Annotated in this window: 18 protein-coding genes; 12 read left to right on the top strand and 6 right to left on the bottom strand. The window is 67.5% G+C overall.

Annotated elements, in window-relative coordinates:
- The first annotated feature begins 56 nt into the window (after nucleotides 1–56).
- A complete protein-coding gene (locus KPB06_RS09430) occupies nucleotides 57–1,007 on the top strand; it encodes an ABC transporter substrate-binding protein (protein WP_059577601.1) in 951 nt (316 codons plus the stop codon).
- 107 nt (nucleotides 1,008–1,114) lie between these two features.
- Here KPB06_RS09430 and KPB06_RS09425 read toward each other — a convergent pair whose 3' ends face one another.
- From KPB06_RS09425 to KPB06_RS09400, 6 genes are all read right to left on the bottom strand, one after another.
- Complete coding sequence (locus tag KPB06_RS09425) at nucleotides 1,115–1,654, bottom strand: AidA/PixA family protein (protein ID WP_059577604.1); 540 nt, start codon at nucleotides 1,652–1,654, stop codon at nucleotides 1,115–1,117.
- Nucleotides 1,655–1,719: 65 nt separating this feature from the next.
- A complete protein-coding gene (locus KPB06_RS09420) occupies nucleotides 1,720–2,223 on the bottom strand; it encodes an inclusion body family protein (RefSeq protein ID WP_059577607.1) in 504 nt (167 codons plus the stop codon).
- A 292-nt stretch (nucleotides 2,224–2,515) separates the two neighbouring features.
- On the bottom strand, nucleotides 2,516–2,899 hold the full coding sequence (locus tag KPB06_RS09415) for a GtrA family protein (protein ID WP_089466248.1): 384 nt from the start codon (nucleotides 2,897–2,899) through the stop codon (nucleotides 2,516–2,518).
- A gap of 13 nt (nucleotides 2,900–2,912) precedes the next feature.
- Nucleotides 2,913–3,956: a glycosyltransferase family 2 protein gene (locus tag KPB06_RS09410; RefSeq protein WP_089466202.1), complete on the bottom strand. Its 1,044-nt coding sequence runs from the start codon at nucleotides 3,954–3,956 to the stop codon at nucleotides 2,913–2,915.
- A gap of 24 nt (nucleotides 3,957–3,980) precedes the next feature.
- Nucleotides 3,981–5,360, bottom strand: coding sequence for a glycosyltransferase family 87 protein (locus tag KPB06_RS09405; protein WP_089466201.1), 1,380 nt, complete (start codon nucleotides 5,358–5,360; stop codon nucleotides 3,981–3,983).
- Entirely contained in the window at nucleotides 5,357–6,595 is a 1,239-nt protein-coding gene (locus KPB06_RS09400; RefSeq protein WP_226094177.1) for a glycosyltransferase family 87 protein, read from the bottom strand. The genes KPB06_RS09405 and KPB06_RS09400 overlap by 4 nt, the downstream gene beginning before the upstream one ends.
- A 1,052-nt stretch (nucleotides 6,596–7,647) precedes the next feature.
- On the opposite strand from KPB06_RS09400, the gene KPB06_RS09395 reads away from it, so the two are divergent.
- The 11 genes from KPB06_RS09395 to KPB06_RS09345 all read left to right on the top strand — a co-directional run bounded on the left by KPB06_RS09395 (nucleotide 7,648) and on the right by KPB06_RS09345 (nucleotide 15,979).
- Nucleotides 7,648–7,839 carry a Flp family type IVb pilin gene (locus KPB06_RS09395; RefSeq protein WP_006483618.1) on the top strand — a complete coding sequence of 64 codons (192 nt, stop codon included), beginning with the start codon at nucleotides 7,648–7,650 and terminating at the stop codon, nucleotides 7,837–7,839.
- A 149-nt stretch (nucleotides 7,840–7,988) separates the two neighbouring features.
- Complete coding sequence (locus tag KPB06_RS09390; RefSeq protein WP_059577621.1) at nucleotides 7,989–8,180, top strand: Flp family type IVb pilin; 192 nt, start codon at nucleotides 7,989–7,991, stop codon at nucleotides 8,178–8,180.
- Between the two features lie 82 nt (nucleotides 8,181–8,262).
- Nucleotides 8,263–8,469, top strand: coding sequence for a Flp family type IVb pilin (locus KPB06_RS09385; RefSeq protein WP_060313811.1), 207 nt, complete (start codon nucleotides 8,263–8,265; stop codon nucleotides 8,467–8,469).
- Between the two features lie 28 nt (nucleotides 8,470–8,497).
- Nucleotides 8,498–9,037: an A24 family peptidase gene (locus tag KPB06_RS09380; protein ID WP_089466199.1), complete on the top strand. Its 540-nt coding sequence runs from the start codon at nucleotides 8,498–8,500 to the stop codon at nucleotides 9,035–9,037.
- Nucleotides 9,038–9,069: 32 nt separating this feature from the next.
- On the top strand, nucleotides 9,070–10,470 hold the full coding sequence (locus tag KPB06_RS09375) for an ATPase (protein WP_089466198.1): 1,401 nt from the start codon (nucleotides 9,070–9,072) through the stop codon (nucleotides 10,468–10,470).
- A gap of 35 nt (nucleotides 10,471–10,505) precedes the next feature.
- A complete protein-coding gene (cpaB, locus tag KPB06_RS09370) occupies nucleotides 10,506–11,345 on the top strand; it encodes a Flp pilus assembly protein CpaB (RefSeq protein WP_059577632.1) in 840 nt (279 codons plus the stop codon).
- Between the two features lie 104 nt (nucleotides 11,346–11,449).
- On the top strand, nucleotides 11,450–13,378 hold the full coding sequence (locus KPB06_RS09365) for a type II and III secretion system protein family protein (protein WP_059577633.1): 1,929 nt from the start codon (nucleotides 11,450–11,452) through the stop codon (nucleotides 13,376–13,378).
- Nucleotides 13,379–13,398: 20 nt separating this feature from the next.
- Nucleotides 13,399–13,695, top strand: a complete 297-nt coding sequence (locus KPB06_RS09360; protein WP_059577636.1) for a hypothetical protein — start codon at nucleotides 13,399–13,401, stop codon at nucleotides 13,693–13,695.
- 25 nt (nucleotides 13,696–13,720) lie between these two features.
- Nucleotides 13,721–14,992, top strand: coding sequence for a pilus assembly protein TadG-related protein (locus tag KPB06_RS09355; protein ID WP_059577638.1), 1,272 nt, complete (start codon nucleotides 13,721–13,723; stop codon nucleotides 14,990–14,992).
- Nucleotides 14,993–15,005: 13 nt separating this feature from the next.
- Entirely contained in the window at nucleotides 15,006–15,539 is a 534-nt protein-coding gene (locus KPB06_RS09350; RefSeq protein WP_059577642.1) for a TadE/TadG family type IV pilus assembly protein, read from the top strand.
- Nucleotides 15,536–15,979, top strand: a complete 444-nt coding sequence (locus tag KPB06_RS09345) for a TadE/TadG family type IV pilus assembly protein (RefSeq protein ID WP_059577645.1) — start codon at nucleotides 15,536–15,538, stop codon at nucleotides 15,977–15,979. The genes KPB06_RS09350 and KPB06_RS09345 overlap by 4 nt, the downstream gene beginning before the upstream one ends.
- Nucleotides 15,980–15,997: the final 18 nt, after the last annotated feature.

Here is a 15,997-nt window from a genome sequence, read left to right as displayed (position 1 = left end):
CCCGCTGCCCGCGCCTGCTTCGCGCATCCCCGAATAAAAACAGGATTCCACAAGACATGAGAAGAAACGCTTTTCCCGTCGCACGCATCGCACGCCTCGCCCGCGTGCTGGCCGCCGCGCTGATCGCCGCGAACGCCGTCGCGGTACACGCCGCGTCGTTCGACTTGAGTCCCGAGCAGCCGGCACGGCAGCGCGGCGCGGTGAATCCGGCGGTCGAGCAGGCGCTGCCGGCCGGCTTCCGGTTCGCCGAGGCGAACACGCTGACGATCGGCATCGCGCCGAACCTGCCGCCGCTCAGCACCTATGCGACCGACGCGCGCACGGTGGTCGGCTTCGATCCCGATCTCGCGCAACTGATCGCGGACAGCATCGGCCGCAAGCTGAAGATCGTGCCGCTCGCGTGGGCCGACTGGCCGCTCGCGCTGCAGTCCGGCAAGGTCGATGCGGTGATCTCGAACGTGACGGTGACCGAGCAGCGCAAGGAGAAGTTCGACTTCTCGACCTACCGGAAGGATCAGCTCGGCTTCTACGTGAAGACCGGCAGCAAGCTTGCCGCGATCCGCGAACCGAAGGATGTCGCGGGGCTGCGCGTCGTGACCGATTCGGGCACGAACCAGGAAAAGATCCTGCTCGAATGGAATCGGCAGAACGTCGCGCGCGGCCTCGCGCCGGTCGAGATCCAGTATTACGCGGATGCGGCCGAGCGCTGGGTCGCGCTGCAGTCGGGCCGGGTCGACACGATCTTCAGCGTGAACTCGATGCTCGCGTACCAGGCGTCGCTGCGCGGCGATGCAAAGCTGATCGGCACCGTGAGCGGCGGCTGGCCGCGCACCGCGGATATCGCGATCACGACCCGCAAGGGCAGCGGCCTCGCCGAGCCGCTGACGCTCGCGATCAATGCGCTGATCGCGAACGGCAGCTACCGGAAGGCGCTCGACCACTGGCGGCTGGATGCCGAGGCGATCGACCGGTCGCAGACCAATCCGCCGGGGCTGCCGCGCACCTGAGTACGGCACGCGGCGGGGCGCACGTGAGCGTCGTCGTAGCCGTCCTCCGCCCCGATTGCGTTGAAGTCGGTATTCACCGGCAACGTGAAACGGCCGTCGCGATCCGGCTACGGTGTGGCGCCGGGCTGTTTCGTGTCCGGCCCGCTGCCGGCGATCTCGATCGTCGTTTCCCAGCGGAAATAGCCCGATACGGCGCCGTCGCGATCGAGCACCGCGAAATCGGCCGTGCACGTGGTGGCGCCCGGGGCCAGCACCTCGCCGCGCCAGAAATGGTCCTTCATCGGCTGGCACGACGGATGCAGCAGGTCGTCGCCGTTCGGCACCGCCGTGGCGGCGTCGCGGATCTCCGCTTCGATCGGCGTGACGATGCCGGCGTCCTTCAGCGCGAACCGGACGAACAGCACGGTCACCTCCGCGCGCAGCGCCAGCGCGGTTTCGCGCAGATGAAGCCGGTCGCCCGGCGACAGGCCGGCAAAGAGCCGGTTGTCGTGGTGGCTGACCTGCCCGGCGTCGCCGGGGCTCAACACGTAGATGTGCCGGTCGTCGATCACGGTGGGCGCGTCGGCGTCCCGGCTCGCATCGGGATAGGCCGCCAGCAGCGTGACGGCGTCGACGATCGCGAGCGCATCGCAACGTACACCAGACATGAGCACGTCCTCCGCAACAAGGGGGCGGGACGGGCGGCCGTCGTGCGGTCGCCCGCGTGCCGCGATCAGTTATGGATCGAGATGAACGGATCCCACGAGAAGCAGCCCTGGCTCTGGCAATTGCGATCGATGATCTGGAACAGGAAATGGTAGGTCACGCGGCCGACCTTCAGGCATTCGGACGACCAGTAGTAGTTCGCGACCTTCTGGCACGTCGGCACTTCGGGCTTGCTGGTGTTCGGCACCGGAATCGACGCCTCCGCGACGCGCGGCGTCGGCGTCGAGATCAGGTCGTTGCCGACGTTGCCGATGAACTTGTAGAACACCACCTGGTTCTCGAAGCCCAGCGACAGGCTCGTTTCGCGCCAGCGGATCAGGTCGCCGACCTGCGCCTTCAGGTCGAGCTCGCCGCCCGCCTGGCCGGAGATGACGTTGTCCTGGTTGGTCACCATATAGACATAGTGCCAGTCGATCAGCGTTGGCGCCGCCGGATTCTTGCTGGGATTCGGATATTTTTTGAGAATGGTTTCGGTATCGAACGAAACGAGCACATCGGTAACGCGTGACATAGAAGCTCCCGTTTGAAGTAATGGGACTTATCGTTGCGCGAATTGCTTCGTGCGGCCACCATCGCCTTGTGCAGCAAGGCTTTTCACCGATATCGACACGTGCGGAAGCGACGGCGAATGCAGATTATCCCGTTTGATTGCTTGTGGAAGCTGTAAAAGTAAACAGGTCGATAAAATGATTTATCGGGTTAATTTTAAAATCGGAATCAATCGATTCGATGCGTGACACAAATATCGCGACATTGAATCTGTTAATTGATTGGCCGATGGTTGGCGGGGCCGGGAAGGGGGCTTACCGATACGTCCAGAGCCGGTGCAGCACGAACGTCGTCGGCGGGATCAGCAGCGCGATCGCGACGACGCTCGTCGCGCGCGACGCATCCAGCGCCTCGGCGGCGCGCGCGAGCAGCAGTGTTTCGACGAACCCGGCGAGCGTGACCGCGAGAAAGCGCGCGGCGTTGCGGGTGCGTACCGTCGACGAGAAGCTCCACAGCGTATTCGCCAGATACGAGAACACGGTGGCGCAGAGGAACGCGACCGCATTCGCGGTCACCGGCGTCGCATCGCGCAGCGCGAACAGCGCTGTCGCGACCAGCGTGTGAATCGCGGTCGAGCAGAGCCCGGACACGCCAAAGCGCACGAGCCGCGTGCGCTCGGCCTGGAGCAGGCCGATCATGGCGCCGGTGCGTTCAGCGCGCGCCGATGCGCGGCCGGGCCGGCTGCACGCGCCGGCGTGCGGGCTGACGGCGTGCATCGCGCGCGACCGGCAGTTCGATCACCTTGCCGTGCGCCTGGTAGCGGCGGCGGATCAGGTAGACGGGCCGTTGCTTCGATTCGTCGTAGATGCGCCCGACGTATTCGCCGACGACGCCGATCCCGATCAGCTCGATGCCGCCGATGAACAGCGTGACCGAGATCAGCGACGCGTAGCCGAGCACCGGATTGCCGAGCAGCAGCGTGCGCAGGATGATGAACGCGCCGTACACGAACGCGAGCGCCGCGATGCCGATGCCGATGTAGGTCCAGCTGCGCAGCGGCACGGTGCTGAAGCTGGTGATGCCTTCGAGCGCGAAATTCCACAGCTTCCAGCCGGAGAATTTCGAGTGCCCGGCGCTGCGCGGATCGCGCTGATATTCGACGATCACGGTCTTGTAGCCGACCCACGCGAACAGCCCTTTCATGAAGCGGTGCCGCTCGGGCAGGTTGCGCAGCGCGTTCACGACCTTGCGGTCCATCAGCCGGAAATCGCCGACGTTCTCCGGCAGCTTCACGTCCGACAGCAGGTTGTGCACGCGATAGTAGATCGCGGCGGCGGTGCGCTTCGCGAACGAATCGCACGCGCGGTTGCTGCGCTTGGCCGCGACGACCTCCGCGCCGTCGCGCCAGTGTTCGATCATCACCGGAATCAGGCTCGGTGGGTCCTGCAGGTCGGCGTCGAGCGGGATCACCGCATCGCCGGCCGCTTCGTCGAGGCCGGCCGTCAGCGCGGCCTCCTTGCCGAAGTTGCGGGTCAGATCGATCACGCGCACGCGCCGCTCGGCCGCGCCGATCCGGACCAGGCGTTCCAGCGTGTCGTCGCGGCTGCCGTCGTTCACGCAGACGATCTCGAAGCGGATCGCGTCGATCGCGCTCAGCAACGGAATCACGACGTCGAAGAAGCGCTCGACGGCTTCGCCTTCGTTGTAGAACGGCACGACCAGCGAGACGAGCGGCGTGTAGATGGATTCCCGCATGATGATTCCCCTTGTGATGTCGCTTTACCTGCCGGCGCCGAGCGACGGGCGGCCGGTGCGGCGCATGCCGTGCGCCGGGCGGTGGTGTGGCCGGAGCGGGTGGGTGAACCCGGTCTCGGTCGAGGTGTCGCGCGCGTCGGGCATCGACGGCACGTCGCGTCTTTCCCGGGCGATCCGGCTGACGAGCAGCGCGAGCGACGCGAGCGTCGCGAGCGGCATGAACTGGAACGACAGGTGCGGCACGATCGCGAGGCCCGCGAGCGGCATCGGCCACAGCAGCATCAGCCATTCGCGGTCGAAGCGCCGCCAGCCGCGCGTCGACGCATAGCGTGCGTACCACGCGATCACGATGCCGTACCACGTCAGGTCGTAGTCGTACAGATAGGGGCTGACGAGCAGGCATGCGCACGCGAGGGTCGCGGCGCGCAGGGCATACGAGCACGCGCCGCGCCACGCGTAGACGACGGCGACCGCGGCAACCGCCGCCGACAGCAGTTGAAGGCCGCGCGCGACGAGCGCGGGCCAGCCGGCCATCGTCGCGAGCGCGAATGCGGTCGGCATGCGAGCGAGCTTCGCGTGACCGGTGCCCACGATCGTGTAGACGTGGGCGATCAGGTGCGCGAACGCGATCCACGGGGCGACGCCGAACGCGAGCGTCGCGAGCAGGGCGCTGACGGCGATCGTCGCGGCCCATGCGGCCAGCGCGCGCCATTGGCCCGCGCACAGCAGCGCGAGCGGGAACAGCACCGCGAGCTGCGGCTTCATCGTCAGCAACCCGAAGCAGATCCCGGCGCAGACGGGGCGGCGTTTCAGCGCGAGCAGGCCGACGGCGGCAAGCGTCGCGGTGAAAAGGCTCGTCTGCCCGACGATCACCGTGAGGAACGCGCCGGGGAACGCGAGCGCGCACAGCCACGCGACGTCGCGCTGCACGGTCGCGCGCATCGCCGCGGCGAACAGCGCGATGCCGATGCCGAGCCACAGCACGAGCGCCAGCGTGTACGGCAGCCAGCCGAGCGGCGCCACGAGCAGCAGCATCGTCGGCGGATAGAGCCACGGCAGCGTGCCGTCCGCGAGCGTCATCGTCGGGACCGCGAGCTTCTGGACCGCGAACAGCGCCGAGTAATGCCACGCGTCGGCGCCGTGCCCGTGCGCGGCGAGCCATGCGGCGCTCCACACCGGCGAGAAATCCTGCGACAGCGGCTCCAGCGCGCCGCCGTGCGACAGGTGCACGCGGATCAGGTAAATGGCGATGAACAGCAGCTCCGTCAGCAGCACGGCGGCCGCATAGAGACGCACGCGATCGCGATTGAGCCAGTGCGGATGGCGGCGCGGGCCGGCGATCGGGAGTTCCGGGTGCAGATCGGCATTCGGGTGCGCGTGACGGGCGAACGACGGCGTCTTCATCGTGCGCTCCGCGACGCGAGCGCCGTGCGGCGCACGACGACGAACAGCACCGCGAGCAGCACGACCGGCCCGATCTGCGGCAGCTTCATCAGCCGGTTCAGCATTTCGAAGATCGGCAGCAGCCACGCGAGCACGAGAATGCCCTGGTCGCCGGGCAGCCAGCCTTCGTCGAGGCCGTGCGCGATCAGGCAGAAGAGCGCGATGCCGAGCCACGTCAGCTCGTAGTTCCACAGGTACGGCGTCGTCAGCAGCGTGGCGACGGCCAGCACCGCGCCGCGCAACCGCATGTCGCGCGTGCGGCGCCATACGTTGACAGCCGCGGCGAGCGCGACGAACGCGACCGCCGCCTGGGCGGCCAGCGCGGCCGCCACCGGCGCGCCCGCGAGCCGCAGCGCGGCGAACGGCGTCGGCGACGCGAGCCAGTACGACGCGAGCATGAAATGCTGCGCGCGTACCGTCGCCATCGCATGACTCAGCCCGTGCAGCGCGGCGGGGCCGGCCAGCGCGACGCCGGCCGCCGCGAACAGCGTCGCGCTGAGCGCCGCCGCCGCGAAGGTGCGCCACGCACGCGTCGCGATCAGCACGAACGGGAACACGACGGCGAGTTGCGGCTTGATCGCGAGCAGCCCGATCAGCACGCCGGCCAGGACCGGCCGCCTGCCGAGCAGATGCAGCGCGAGCGCGGCGAGGCCGGCGGTCAGGATGCTGTTCTGGCCGAACAGCGCGGACATGCACACCGCCGAATACGCGACGACGACGAGCGCCGCGGCGCGCGGCACGGGAAGATGCGCGCGCAGCCCCGACAAGCGCGAGACGGCGAACGCGTAGCATAAAAGACTGCCCGCGAAAAAGAGGAAGTAAGCGGGCAGGAAAGGCACGAGGGCAACCGGCGCGATGAACAGCAGCATCGTCGGCGGATAGAGCCAGGGAAGCGGCCGGTTTTGCAGATACGCACCGAAGTGCGCGAACTCGGCCTGCAGGAATGACGACGTGTCGTAGGCCGCCGCGGCATGGCCTTGCAACACGAGATGCGATGCGGTCCAGAAGACCGAGAAGTCGGTGCCCGGTCGGGCGGTGGCGTTCGACGTGAAGCCGTCGGTCACGACACCCCAGACGATCAGGAGCACGACGAAGAGCATCAGCATGATGCAGCTGTACGGAATGATCCGGTCGGCCGTCAGCCATTGAGCACAGCGTATGGCGCGATCGCGCGTTTCACGATTGGCTGTGTACATGATGCCCCGTCTGTGGTTTGGCCGCGTGGTCTGTCGCGGCCGTTCGATGTTGTCGTGCCTGCGGATCGAATCGCGCTGAATTGGCGTTGTCCGGTGAATTCATTGTTGAAGAAAAAATCGCGTGATGCAAACCGCGCACGGCCGGCCGACATTGAATGTGTTCAGCGATTCGGGTGAAAACCGCCGTTTCTGGTATGAGAAAACGCCGCCGCCGGCATTCGTGTTTCTGGCCTGAAACATTCCGCGATTTTTACCGGCCGGGCATGCCGCGGAACCCGCGACGCCCGGGCGCGCCGCCGCGTTCGGGAAAATCCCGAGAAAATTTTTTCGGACCTTTGTGCAGCGCGATGACGGGGTTTCATGCCGGCTACATGCGCCGGCGCCGCATATATCAAAGTTGAAACATTTCGGCGGCCGGGCGGTTGGCGGGAGGCCGGGTGGATCGCCGAAACCCTTGGTGCGTCTCGATTTCGCCCGGGATGGTCCGCTCTTTGCGTAAGCGTTGGCACGGCAGTCGACGATGTGACGAGCGGGCGGTTCGGGCAACAGGCAGCGGAACCGGCTCGCGAATCACCTGCGGAAAAAGTCGGGCCGGAGCGCGTCGGGGAACACGCAGCTCCCGTTCGATCCACCGCGGCAACCGTCGTCGAACGACCCGAGAGACCCGGTCGCTTCAGGGCAATAAGAAATCGGCATGGCAGTACATGGGGAATAAAAATGAAAGACCACAGCACATCGCGGATCGCAAGCCGCGTTAAAGACACATTGCGGCTTTGCCGGGAATTCATCTCCCGTTCAACCGGATTCCATGCGTCGGACGGCCGTCGTGCCGTTCAGTTCGATCGACCTGCCCGGTTCATCCGGCCGGTCGCACCGTACGCGCGTCTCTCATGCTCCGTCTCGCCGATACCCGTTCGCATGGACCGCGGTGGTCCGCCGCGTTTCCGCGACTGATCGTCGGCTTCCGATTTCCAGAGTAGTGCCGGTGGTGCCCACCCCCGACGTCATGACCGACGAAGGGTATTTCATAGCAGTCCGAAAGGAGAACGCTCATGTCAAGAATCATCGAAAAGATCGCGTGGTTCGTCCAGGATCAGGACGGTGTGACGGCCATTGAATACGGCCTGATCGCCGCGCTGATCGCGATCGGCATCGTCGCCGCGCTGGCGACGGTCGGTACGGATCTGAAGACCGTGTTCAGCACGATCGCCGCGGATCTGGACTCGGCGGTAGCAGGCATCTGATGGACGGTACGACGAACGGTTCGCCCGAATCGTCTGGATCGTTCGTCGGCGCCACACGGCATCAACGACATTCCTCGACGTATCGATGCACGGTCGTCCGACCAGCCGGTGCGCGAGGGTTTTGAAAGTCACCACGCAAGGAGAACATCATGTCCAAGTTCATTCAACAAGCCGGCCGTTTCATTCGCGACGAAGACGGCGTGACCGCCATCGAATACGGCCTGATCGCCGCACTGATCGCAGTCGGCATCATCCTCGCGCTGTCGACCATCGGGAAGGATCTGAAGACCGTGTTCAGCACGATCGCGGCCGACCTCGATTCGGCGGTTGCAGGCATCTGATGGAGCGTGCCGTGGACGGCTCGGCTGGTGCAGCGTTCGAGCCGTCCCCGGCGATTCCGTCAACCGGACACCGGAGACCATCATGAAAGCCATCGTGCGTGTCGCCCGTCGCTGGATCGCCGACGAACGAGGTGTGACGTCGATCGAGTATGCGTTGCTCGCGTCGATGTTCGCCATCGCGGTACTGGGCAGCGTCGTCACGCTGAAGGGTTCGCTCGGCGATGCGTACGAGATGATCGCCGCGGCCGTGAGCACCGCCGTGACCACCGCGCTGGCGATGGCTTCCTGATCCACCGATTCGACCCGCGAGGTTCGCCATGTTTCCCGTTGCGCCGCCTTATCCGGTTCCGTTGTGCGTCACGCTGCTCGCGATCGCCGCGGCCAGCACCGACATCGCGACCCGTCGCATTCCGAACCGTCTCGTGCTGCTCGGCCTGGCCGGCGCGCTGGTTGCGCAGTGCCTGTTGCACGGCGTGCCCGCGGGCGTGCTCGGTTGGCTCGCCGGCGCCGCGACCGGCTTCGGCCTGCTGCTGCCGTTCTACCTGCTGCGCGGCATGGCGGCGGGCGACGTGAAGCTGATGCTGGCGATCGGCGCATGGGTCGGCGCGGAAATGACGTTTTACATCGTGCTGGCCACGTTCCTGGCCGGCGGGATCGGCGCCGTCGCCTACGCGCTGCTGCGCGGGCGGATGCGCCGGATGTGGGCGAACGTGCGCACGCTGATCGTGCGGCGCTCGCAAGCGGCGCGCGCCGAGGCCGCCGACGGCCCGGTCGAGATCGCGTCGGTCGGCACGCTGCCGTATGGCGTCGCGATCGCGGCCGGCACGCTGGGCATGCTGTTCGCGTCGTGCGCATAGCGCGGCGGATCCGAAACGAGGACGCAACGATCATGAACACGAACCACACCGAACCGAGACGCGACGCGCAGGTGGCACGCCTGCCCGATCCGCTGCCGTCGCGGGAGGTCCACACGAAGCTGGGCGCGCAATTGCCGCCGGCGCCGCGCTCGCTCGCGGAAACCGGGTTGAGCATGGCGTTCGTCGCCGGCCTCGTGCTGAAGTCGACGCTGGTGCTCGGCCGCCCGTCGTACGGCGACCTGGTCGAGCGGCACTGCCTGCCGCTCGCGGTGCTCGACGACGTCTTTGCATTCCTGGTGCGCGAGCATCTCGTCGAGCTGACCCATCGCGGCGCGACCGATCTCGACGTGACGTTCCGCCTGACCGATGCGGGCCGCGTGCTCGCGCTCGAGGAGCGGGAACGCAGCGGCTACAGCGGTCCCGCGCCGGTCACGCTCGACGCGTATCTCGCGAGCGTGGCCGCGCATTCGGTGCGCAAACTGCACATCGGCCAGAGCGACGTGTGGGCCGCGTTCGAGGGCGTCGTGATCGACACGGCGGTGCTCGATGCGGCGGCCGCCGCGCTGAATGCGGGCCGGCCGCTGCTGATCTACGGCCCGGCCGGCAGCGGCAAGACCTTTCTCGCCGAGCGGCTCGGCTCGCTGATGCACGGCCGCGTGCCGGTGCCGCACGCGATCTGCGCGGCGGGCGAAGTGATCCAGGTCTACGACCCGCTCGTGCACGTCGATGCGCAAGCCGCGTGCGGCGGCCAGTCGGTCGATCGGCGCTGGCGTCTGTGCCGGCGGCCGGTCGTGATGTCGGGCGGCGAGCTGACGCTCGACGAACTCGACCTGCGTCGCGACGAAGCGGCCGGCTTCTACCAGGCGCCGCCGCACATGAAGGCGAACATGGGCATGTACGTCGTCGACGATCTCGGCCGCCAGCGCGTCGAGCCGCGCGACCTGCTCAACCGCTGGCTGCGTCCGCTCGATCGCGGCGTCGATTTCATGACGCTCGAATCCGGCAACCGCTTCGTGATGCCGTTCGACGTATGGCCGGTGTTCTCGAGCAACCTCGCGCCGGAGCAGTTCTGCGACGACGCGTTCATGCGCCGCCTGGGCTCGAAGCTGCACGTTGGCGCGATGTCGATCGACGACTACCGCGCGGTATACGACGCGGCCTGCGCGACGCTCGGGCTCGTCTCGGCGAGCGATGCGTTCGATTTCCTGCTGCATCGGCTGCATCTGCCGACCGGCAAGGCGTTTCTCGCGTGCTTTCCGGCGGACCTGCTGCGCCTCGTGGCCGCCGGCGCGCGTTACCGCGGCGATCCGCCCGAGGTGACGCACGACGCGCTGTACGACGCGTGGGCGAGTTATTTCGGCGCGGCGCCCGAACGGGACGGCGGCCATCCGCCGCCCATCGAGCGCGGAGGCCGTACGTTCGTTACCGGTTGAGCGGTTTCTTTCACGATTCGTCGAGGAGCATTGCCATGAAAAACAGTCGAGCGGTCATGATGCTGGTCGTCGCGATGATCGCGGGTCTTGCCGCGGTCGTATTCGCCTCCCACTGGCTGATGCAGACATCCACGAGCTCGGTCACGTCCGTCGCGGTGGCCACCACCGACCTCAACCTGGGCGAGCCGCTCGGGCCGAACCAGATCCACATGGTGAGCTGGCCGTCGGGCAGCGTGCCCACCGGCGCGTTCACCGATACGAAGGCGCTCGAAGGGCGCGTCGTACGCACCAGCCTTGCGCGCGGCGAGCCGGTGATCGAGTCGAAGCTCGCGCCGGTCGGCACGAAGGGCGGGCTGTCCGCGGTGATCGCCGACGGCAGCCGCGCGATCACGGTGCGCGTGAACGACGTGGTCGGCGTCGCGGGTTTCGCGCTGCCCGGCAACTACGTCGACGTGATCGTCAACACGCAGGAACAGCAAGGCAAGACCGACGGGCAGAGCATCTCGAAGATCGTGCTCGAGCACATCCTCGTGCTCGCCGTCGCGCAGCAGGTCAGCCGCGACGACACGGCGCCGAAGGTGGTCAACGCGGTGACGCTGGAAGTCACGCCCGACCAGGCCGAACGGCTCGACCTCGCACGCAGCGTCGGCACGCTGTCGCTGGTGCTGCGCAACCAGGTCGACCAGAAGACGCTGGCCACCGGCGGCGCGACGAAGATGACGCTGCTCGGCAAGGCGCCCGCACCGGAAGCGCCGCCGGCGCCCGTCCATGCGCGGCCGGTGCGCGTGCACGTCGCGTCGCATGCGGCACCGGAAGTCCGGCGCGACTGCGTCGGTGTGCTGTCGGGCGTGAAGGGTAGCGTCGAATGTTTCTGAAGCAGATCGAACCAGCCAGATAAACAAACCGGCCGCCGGCAACGCGCGACGGCCTTGGAAGTCGATAACCGGCACGGCGCCGGTCTCTCGGGGGATCAGACGAAATGAAGATCAAACCGCAACGCACAGGTACCGGCCCACTGCGCACACGCGTCGCACGGGGCACGATGATGGCCGCGATCCTCTGTTCGGGATGGCTGACCGTATATGGCGCACTCGCCCAGGAAGGCATCGAATCGGCGGTGCTGACCAAGGGCGGCGCCAGCGCGCCGGCCGCGGTCGGCAAGGGGCCGATGCAGATGACGATCAGCATGTCGCCGGCGCCGGCCGCCGCGCCCGCCGCATCGGCGGGGCCGCTGCGCGGGCCGAACTGCGTCGGCGCCGTGCGCGAATCGACCAGCGTCGCGGTGCCGCTCGGCAAGTCGCTGCTGGTGCCGATGCCGGAGCCGGTCCGCAACCGGACGATCGGCAATCCGGCCGTCGCGCAGGCGACGATGGTGTCGCCGCAGACGCTGTACATCCTCGGGCTCGCGGTCGGCACGACCAACATGATCGTGCAGGGCAGGAGCGGTGCGTGCCGCGTGATCGACGTCGCGGTCGGCGCGGACGCAGGCGGCCTGCAGGCGTCGCTGCTGCAACTGATGCCGAACGAGCGCGACATTCACGTGTCGACGGCGGCCGGCACGATCGTGCTCGCCGGCACCGTGTCGAGCTCGCAGGCCGCGCAGCAGGCGGTGCAGATCGCCCACGCATACGGCGACAGCGCGGGCGATGCAGCGGGCGGCGGCAAGCAGGGCGGCGGCGTGCTCAACATGCTGAACGTCACGTCGCCGCAGCAGGTGATGCTCGAGGTGAAGGTGGCCGAGGTGTCGAAGACGCTGATCAACCAGATGGGCAGCGCGTTCAACATCCAGGGCGGGTTCGGTTCGTGGAGCGGCGCGCTGGTCAGCAACCTGCTCGCCGGTGTCGCGAGCGGCGCCATCTTCAACAAGGCGAACAACAAGCCGTTCAGCATCGCGGCCGACGCGCAGAACACCGACAACCTCGTCAAGATCCTCGCGGAGCCGAACCTCGTGACGATCAGCGGCCAGGAAGCGACGTTCCTCGCGGGCGGCAAGATCTTCATCCCGATCCCGCAGAGCAGCGGCAACGGCACGTCGTCGATCACGCTGCAGGAAGAGGAATTCGGCGTCGCGCTGAAGTTCACGCCGACGGTGCTGGCCAACGGCCGGATCAGCCTGAAGGTCGCGCCGGAAGTGTCGGAGCTGTCGCAGACGGGCGTCACGCTGAGCGCGACCAACATCGGCGGCACGTCGATCCTGCCGCTGATCACGACGCGGCGCGCATCGACGACGGTGCAGATGAGCGACGGCGAATCGTTCGCGATCGGCGGGCTGATCAAGGACAACGCGACTGGCGCGCTGAAGGCGATCCCCGGCGTCGGCGAAGTGCCGGTGCTCGGCGCGCTGTTTCGCAGCACGTCGTTCCAGCAGGACCGCACCGAGCTGATCTTCCTGATCACGCCGCACCTGGTGAAGCCGCTGCAGACCGCCGACGTCGCGCTGCCGACCGACAGCTTCTCGAAGCCGAACGAAATCGACGTGTATGCGACCGGCAACATGGAAGGCCGCCGCGGCGTGCGCAAGGCAGGCGCCCAGCCGATGCAGCCCGCGAACGATGCCGCCGCCGCGCCGCAGACACCGGCCCAGGGGCCCGCACCCGCTCCGGCGCCGAAATCGGAAGCCCCGGTCGCGCCGGCCGCGCTGCCCGCGCCGCGCGCGCCGCAAGCCGCCGTGCAGCCGCCGGCGCCGGCCGAGCCGCCGAAAGCGGCGCCGGTCGCGGCCGCCGCGCCGCAGCCCGATGCGGCCACCGCGGCGCGTGTCGCGCGCATCGAAGCCGCCGCCGCGCGCCTCGCGGCAGCCGGCCCCGATACGCCAGCCCAGCCGGCGGGGCGCGCGAAGCACCGGATCGCCGCGGCGCCCAACGCGCAGATTGCGCGCGCCGGCGCGGAACCGCAGTCCACCGATCGTTGAAGCCATCCAAGGGGAAGCTCATGAAATCCGCCTACCTCGTATTCGTGCGCCGCGCGGCGCTCGCCGTCCCGCTCGCGTTCGCGCTTGCCGGCTGCATGTCGTCGACGCCGGTGTGGGACAGCCGCTTCGGCGACTCCGTCCGCACCGTGATGCACGCCCAGATCATCGATCCGCATGCCGGCGAACATCCTTCGTCGGCATCGGGAGTCGACGGCAACGCCGCCGCGGCCGCGCTCGACAACTACGACAAGTCGTTCAAGCAGGCCGTGCCGCCCGCCAACGCATTCGTGATCGGCATCGGCAAGGCCACGCAGTAACGACACCACGCTCAGGGAGAACGCCATGAACCGCGCAGCCCGCTATCCGAAACTCACGCGTCGCAGCCCGCATCGCCAGCGCGGTGCCGTCGCGATCATCGTCGGCCTTTCGCTGGCGGTGATGATCGGGTTCGTCGGGCTCGCGCTGGATCTCGGCAAGCTGTACGTCACGCGCAGCGAACTGCAGAACAGCGCCGATGCCTGCGCGCTGTCGGCTGCGCGCGACCTGACCTCGGCGATCAGCCTGTCGGTGGCCGAAGCCGACGGCATCGCCGCCGGCCATCTGAATTTCGTGTTTTTCCAGAAGAAGTCGGTGCAGATGTCGACGAACGCGAACGTCACGTTCAGCGATTCGCTGACCAACCCGTTCCTGACCAAGAACGCGGTCACGAACCCGGCGAGCATCAAGTACGTGCAGTGCACCGCGACGCTGAGCAACATCGCGCACTGGTTCATCGAGGTGCTGAACGTGCTGCCGGGCACGAAGCTCGCGAATGCGGCGGAAGTGTCGGCGAGCGCGATCGCGACCGTCGGCGGCGGGCAGACGACCTGCGCGATTCCGGTGTTCGTGTGCCGCGGCCCGTCCGACCCGGCCTACAAGGTCGGCGACTGGATTTCGTCGCCGTCGGGGTCGTCGTCGACGTACGGGCCCGGCAACTTCGGCTGGGCGGCGCTCGACGGCTCGGCGAACGAGACGACGCTCGCGAGCGAACTGTCGGGCAATACCTGCAACATCACAAGCCCGCCCGATCTGGCCACCACGGGCATGAAGGCGGCGTCGCAGCGTGCATGGAATACGCGCTTCGGCATCTACACGAACGGCGCGAACGGCTCGAGCGGCCAGCCCGACTTCACCGGCTACGCGTATGTCGGCCCGAATTACGGGCCGCCGGGAACGCCGGGCATCAAGGGTGATGCATACACGCAGTTCGTGGCCGACCGCGCGAGCTTCAAGCCTTACCAGGGCGACGGCGCGCCACCGTCGGGCAGCGGCATCGCCACCAACGGCACGGCGGCGGCGAGCAACTACGCGACCTACGGCAGCGACCGCCGCCTCGCGCTCGCGCCGGAAGGCGACTGTTCGGCGCTGAAGGGCACCAGCGGCAAGGTGCACGTCACGCAATGGGATTGCGTGTTGATGCTCGATCCGCTCCCGTTCAGCGCCGGCAGCGGCGCCGTCGTCGCGCACCTCGAATACCTCGGCTCGTCGGTGTCGGGCAACAACCCGTGCGCGACGCACGGCTTGCCCGGTAGCGGCAGTGCATCGGGCACGCAGGTGCCGATGCTCGTTCAATAGCGGAGAGACGATCATGAAGAAGCCACCGATTCGTCGTTCGCGCACCCGCGGCGTCGTCGCCGTCGAGTTCGCGCTCGTGCTGATGCCGATGATCATGCTCGCGACGGGCGTGGCCGAATTCGGCCGCGCGATCTACCAGTACGAGACGCTGACCAAGGCCACGCGCGATGCGGCACGCTACCTGTCGGTCTGGCTGCCGACCGACAGCGCGTATCCGGTGTCGCAGGCGCAGTGCCTCGTCGTCTACGGCAGCACGACGTGCGGCACGTCGGGCACCGAGCTCGTGCCCGGGCTCACGACGTCGATGGTCACGATCTGCGACGCACAGCGCACGACCGGCTGCAGCGATGCGTCGGACCCGTCGCAGTTCGCGAACCTGCCGACCTACGATTCGAACAACAACGCGCCGAGCGGCACGGCCACGGGCGCGATCAACGTCGTCGAAGTGAAGATCTCGGGCTACCGGTACCAGCCGATCCCTGCGTTCCCCGGGCTGCCGTCGATCACCTTCGGCAACATCGTCACCGTGATGAGGCAGGTGTCATGAATGCGCGCCATTTCCCGCTGTCACGCCGGCGCACGCAGCGCGGCGTCGCGATCGTCGAATTCGCGCTGATCGCGTCGGTGCTGATCATGCTGCTGATCGGCATCTTCGAGTTCGGCCGCGTGCTGTTCTACTGGAATACCGCGAGCGAGGCCGTGCGCCTCGGCGCGCGCACCGCGGTGGTGTGCGACGTGAACGCCGCGGGCGTCGTGAAGCGCGTGCGATCGCTGCTGCCGCTGCTGTCGAACGCGAACGTGTCGGTGAACTACACGCCGTCGAGTTGCGACATCAACACGTGCTCGTTCGTGACGGTGAGCGTCACGAACGTCACCGTCAAGACCATGATCCCGTTCATGAACGTCACGGTGAAAATGCCGCCGTTCACGACGACGCTGCCGCGCGAAAGCCTGAATTCCGCGACGGGCGGCTCCGCCTGCAACTAATCGAAAAGACGAGGCACA

It is taken from the genome of Burkholderia semiarida (genome assembly GCF_029268935.1).
In the GTDB taxonomy this organism is placed as follows: Bacteria; Pseudomonadota; Gammaproteobacteria; order Burkholderiales; family Burkholderiaceae; genus Burkholderia; species Burkholderia semiarida.
This window is presented reverse-complemented; position numbering and strand designations above follow the sequence as displayed.

What these genes read in the sequence shown, in the direction of transcription:
- KPB06_RS09380 (WP_089466199.1), top strand. Translation starts at nt 8,498, where the DNA reads ATGTTTCCCGTTGCGCCGCCTTATCCGGTTCCGTTGTGCGTCACGCTG.
- KPB06_RS09355 (WP_059577638.1), top strand. Translation starts at nt 13,721, where the DNA reads ATGAACCGCGCAGCCCGCTATCCGAAACTCACGCGTCGCAGCCCGCAT.
- KPB06_RS09395 (WP_006483618.1), top strand. Translation starts at nt 7,648, where the DNA reads ATGTCAAGAATCATCGAAAAGATCGCGTGGTTCGTCCAGGATCAGGAC.
- KPB06_RS09350 (WP_059577642.1), top strand. Translation starts at nt 15,006, where the DNA reads ATGAAGAAGCCACCGATTCGTCGTTCGCGCACCCGCGGCGTCGTCGCC.
- KPB06_RS09420 (WP_059577607.1), bottom strand. Translation starts at nt 2,223, where the DNA reads ATGTCACGCGTTACCGATGTGCTCGTTTCGTTCGATACCGAAACCATT.
- cpaB (WP_059577632.1), top strand. Translation starts at nt 10,506, where the DNA reads ATGAAAAACAGTCGAGCGGTCATGATGCTGGTCGTCGCGATGATCGCG.
- KPB06_RS09360 (WP_059577636.1), top strand. Translation starts at nt 13,399, where the DNA reads ATGAAATCCGCCTACCTCGTATTCGTGCGCCGCGCGGCGCTCGCCGTC.
- KPB06_RS09430 (WP_059577601.1), top strand. Translation starts at nt 57, where the DNA reads ATGAGAAGAAACGCTTTTCCCGTCGCACGCATCGCACGCCTCGCCCGC.
- KPB06_RS09365 (WP_059577633.1), top strand. Translation starts at nt 11,450, where the DNA reads ATGAAGATCAAACCGCAACGCACAGGTACCGGCCCACTGCGCACACGC.
- KPB06_RS09400 (WP_226094177.1), bottom strand. Translation starts at nt 6,595, where the DNA reads ATGTACACAGCCAATCGTGAAACGCGCGATCGCGCCATACGCTGTGCT.
- KPB06_RS09415 (WP_089466248.1), bottom strand. Translation starts at nt 2,899, where the DNA reads ATGATCGGCCTGCTCCAGGCCGAGCGCACGCGGCTCGTGCGCTTTGGC.
- KPB06_RS09375 (WP_089466198.1), top strand. Translation starts at nt 9,070, where the DNA reads ATGAACACGAACCACACCGAACCGAGACGCGACGCGCAGGTGGCACGC.
- KPB06_RS09385 (WP_060313811.1), top strand. Translation starts at nt 8,263, where the DNA reads ATGAAAGCCATCGTGCGTGTCGCCCGTCGCTGGATCGCCGACGAACGA.
- KPB06_RS09390 (WP_059577621.1), top strand. Translation starts at nt 7,989, where the DNA reads ATGTCCAAGTTCATTCAACAAGCCGGCCGTTTCATTCGCGACGAAGAC.
- KPB06_RS09410 (WP_089466202.1), bottom strand. Translation starts at nt 3,956, where the DNA reads ATGCGGGAATCCATCTACACGCCGCTCGTCTCGCTGGTCGTGCCGTTC.
- KPB06_RS09405 (WP_089466201.1), bottom strand. Translation starts at nt 5,360, where the DNA reads ATGAAGACGCCGTCGTTCGCCCGTCACGCGCACCCGAATGCCGATCTG.
- KPB06_RS09425 (WP_059577604.1), bottom strand. Translation starts at nt 1,654, where the DNA reads ATGTCTGGTGTACGTTGCGATGCGCTCGCGATCGTCGACGCCGTCACG.
- KPB06_RS09345 (WP_059577645.1), top strand. Translation starts at nt 15,536, where the DNA reads ATGAATGCGCGCCATTTCCCGCTGTCACGCCGGCGCACGCAGCGCGGC.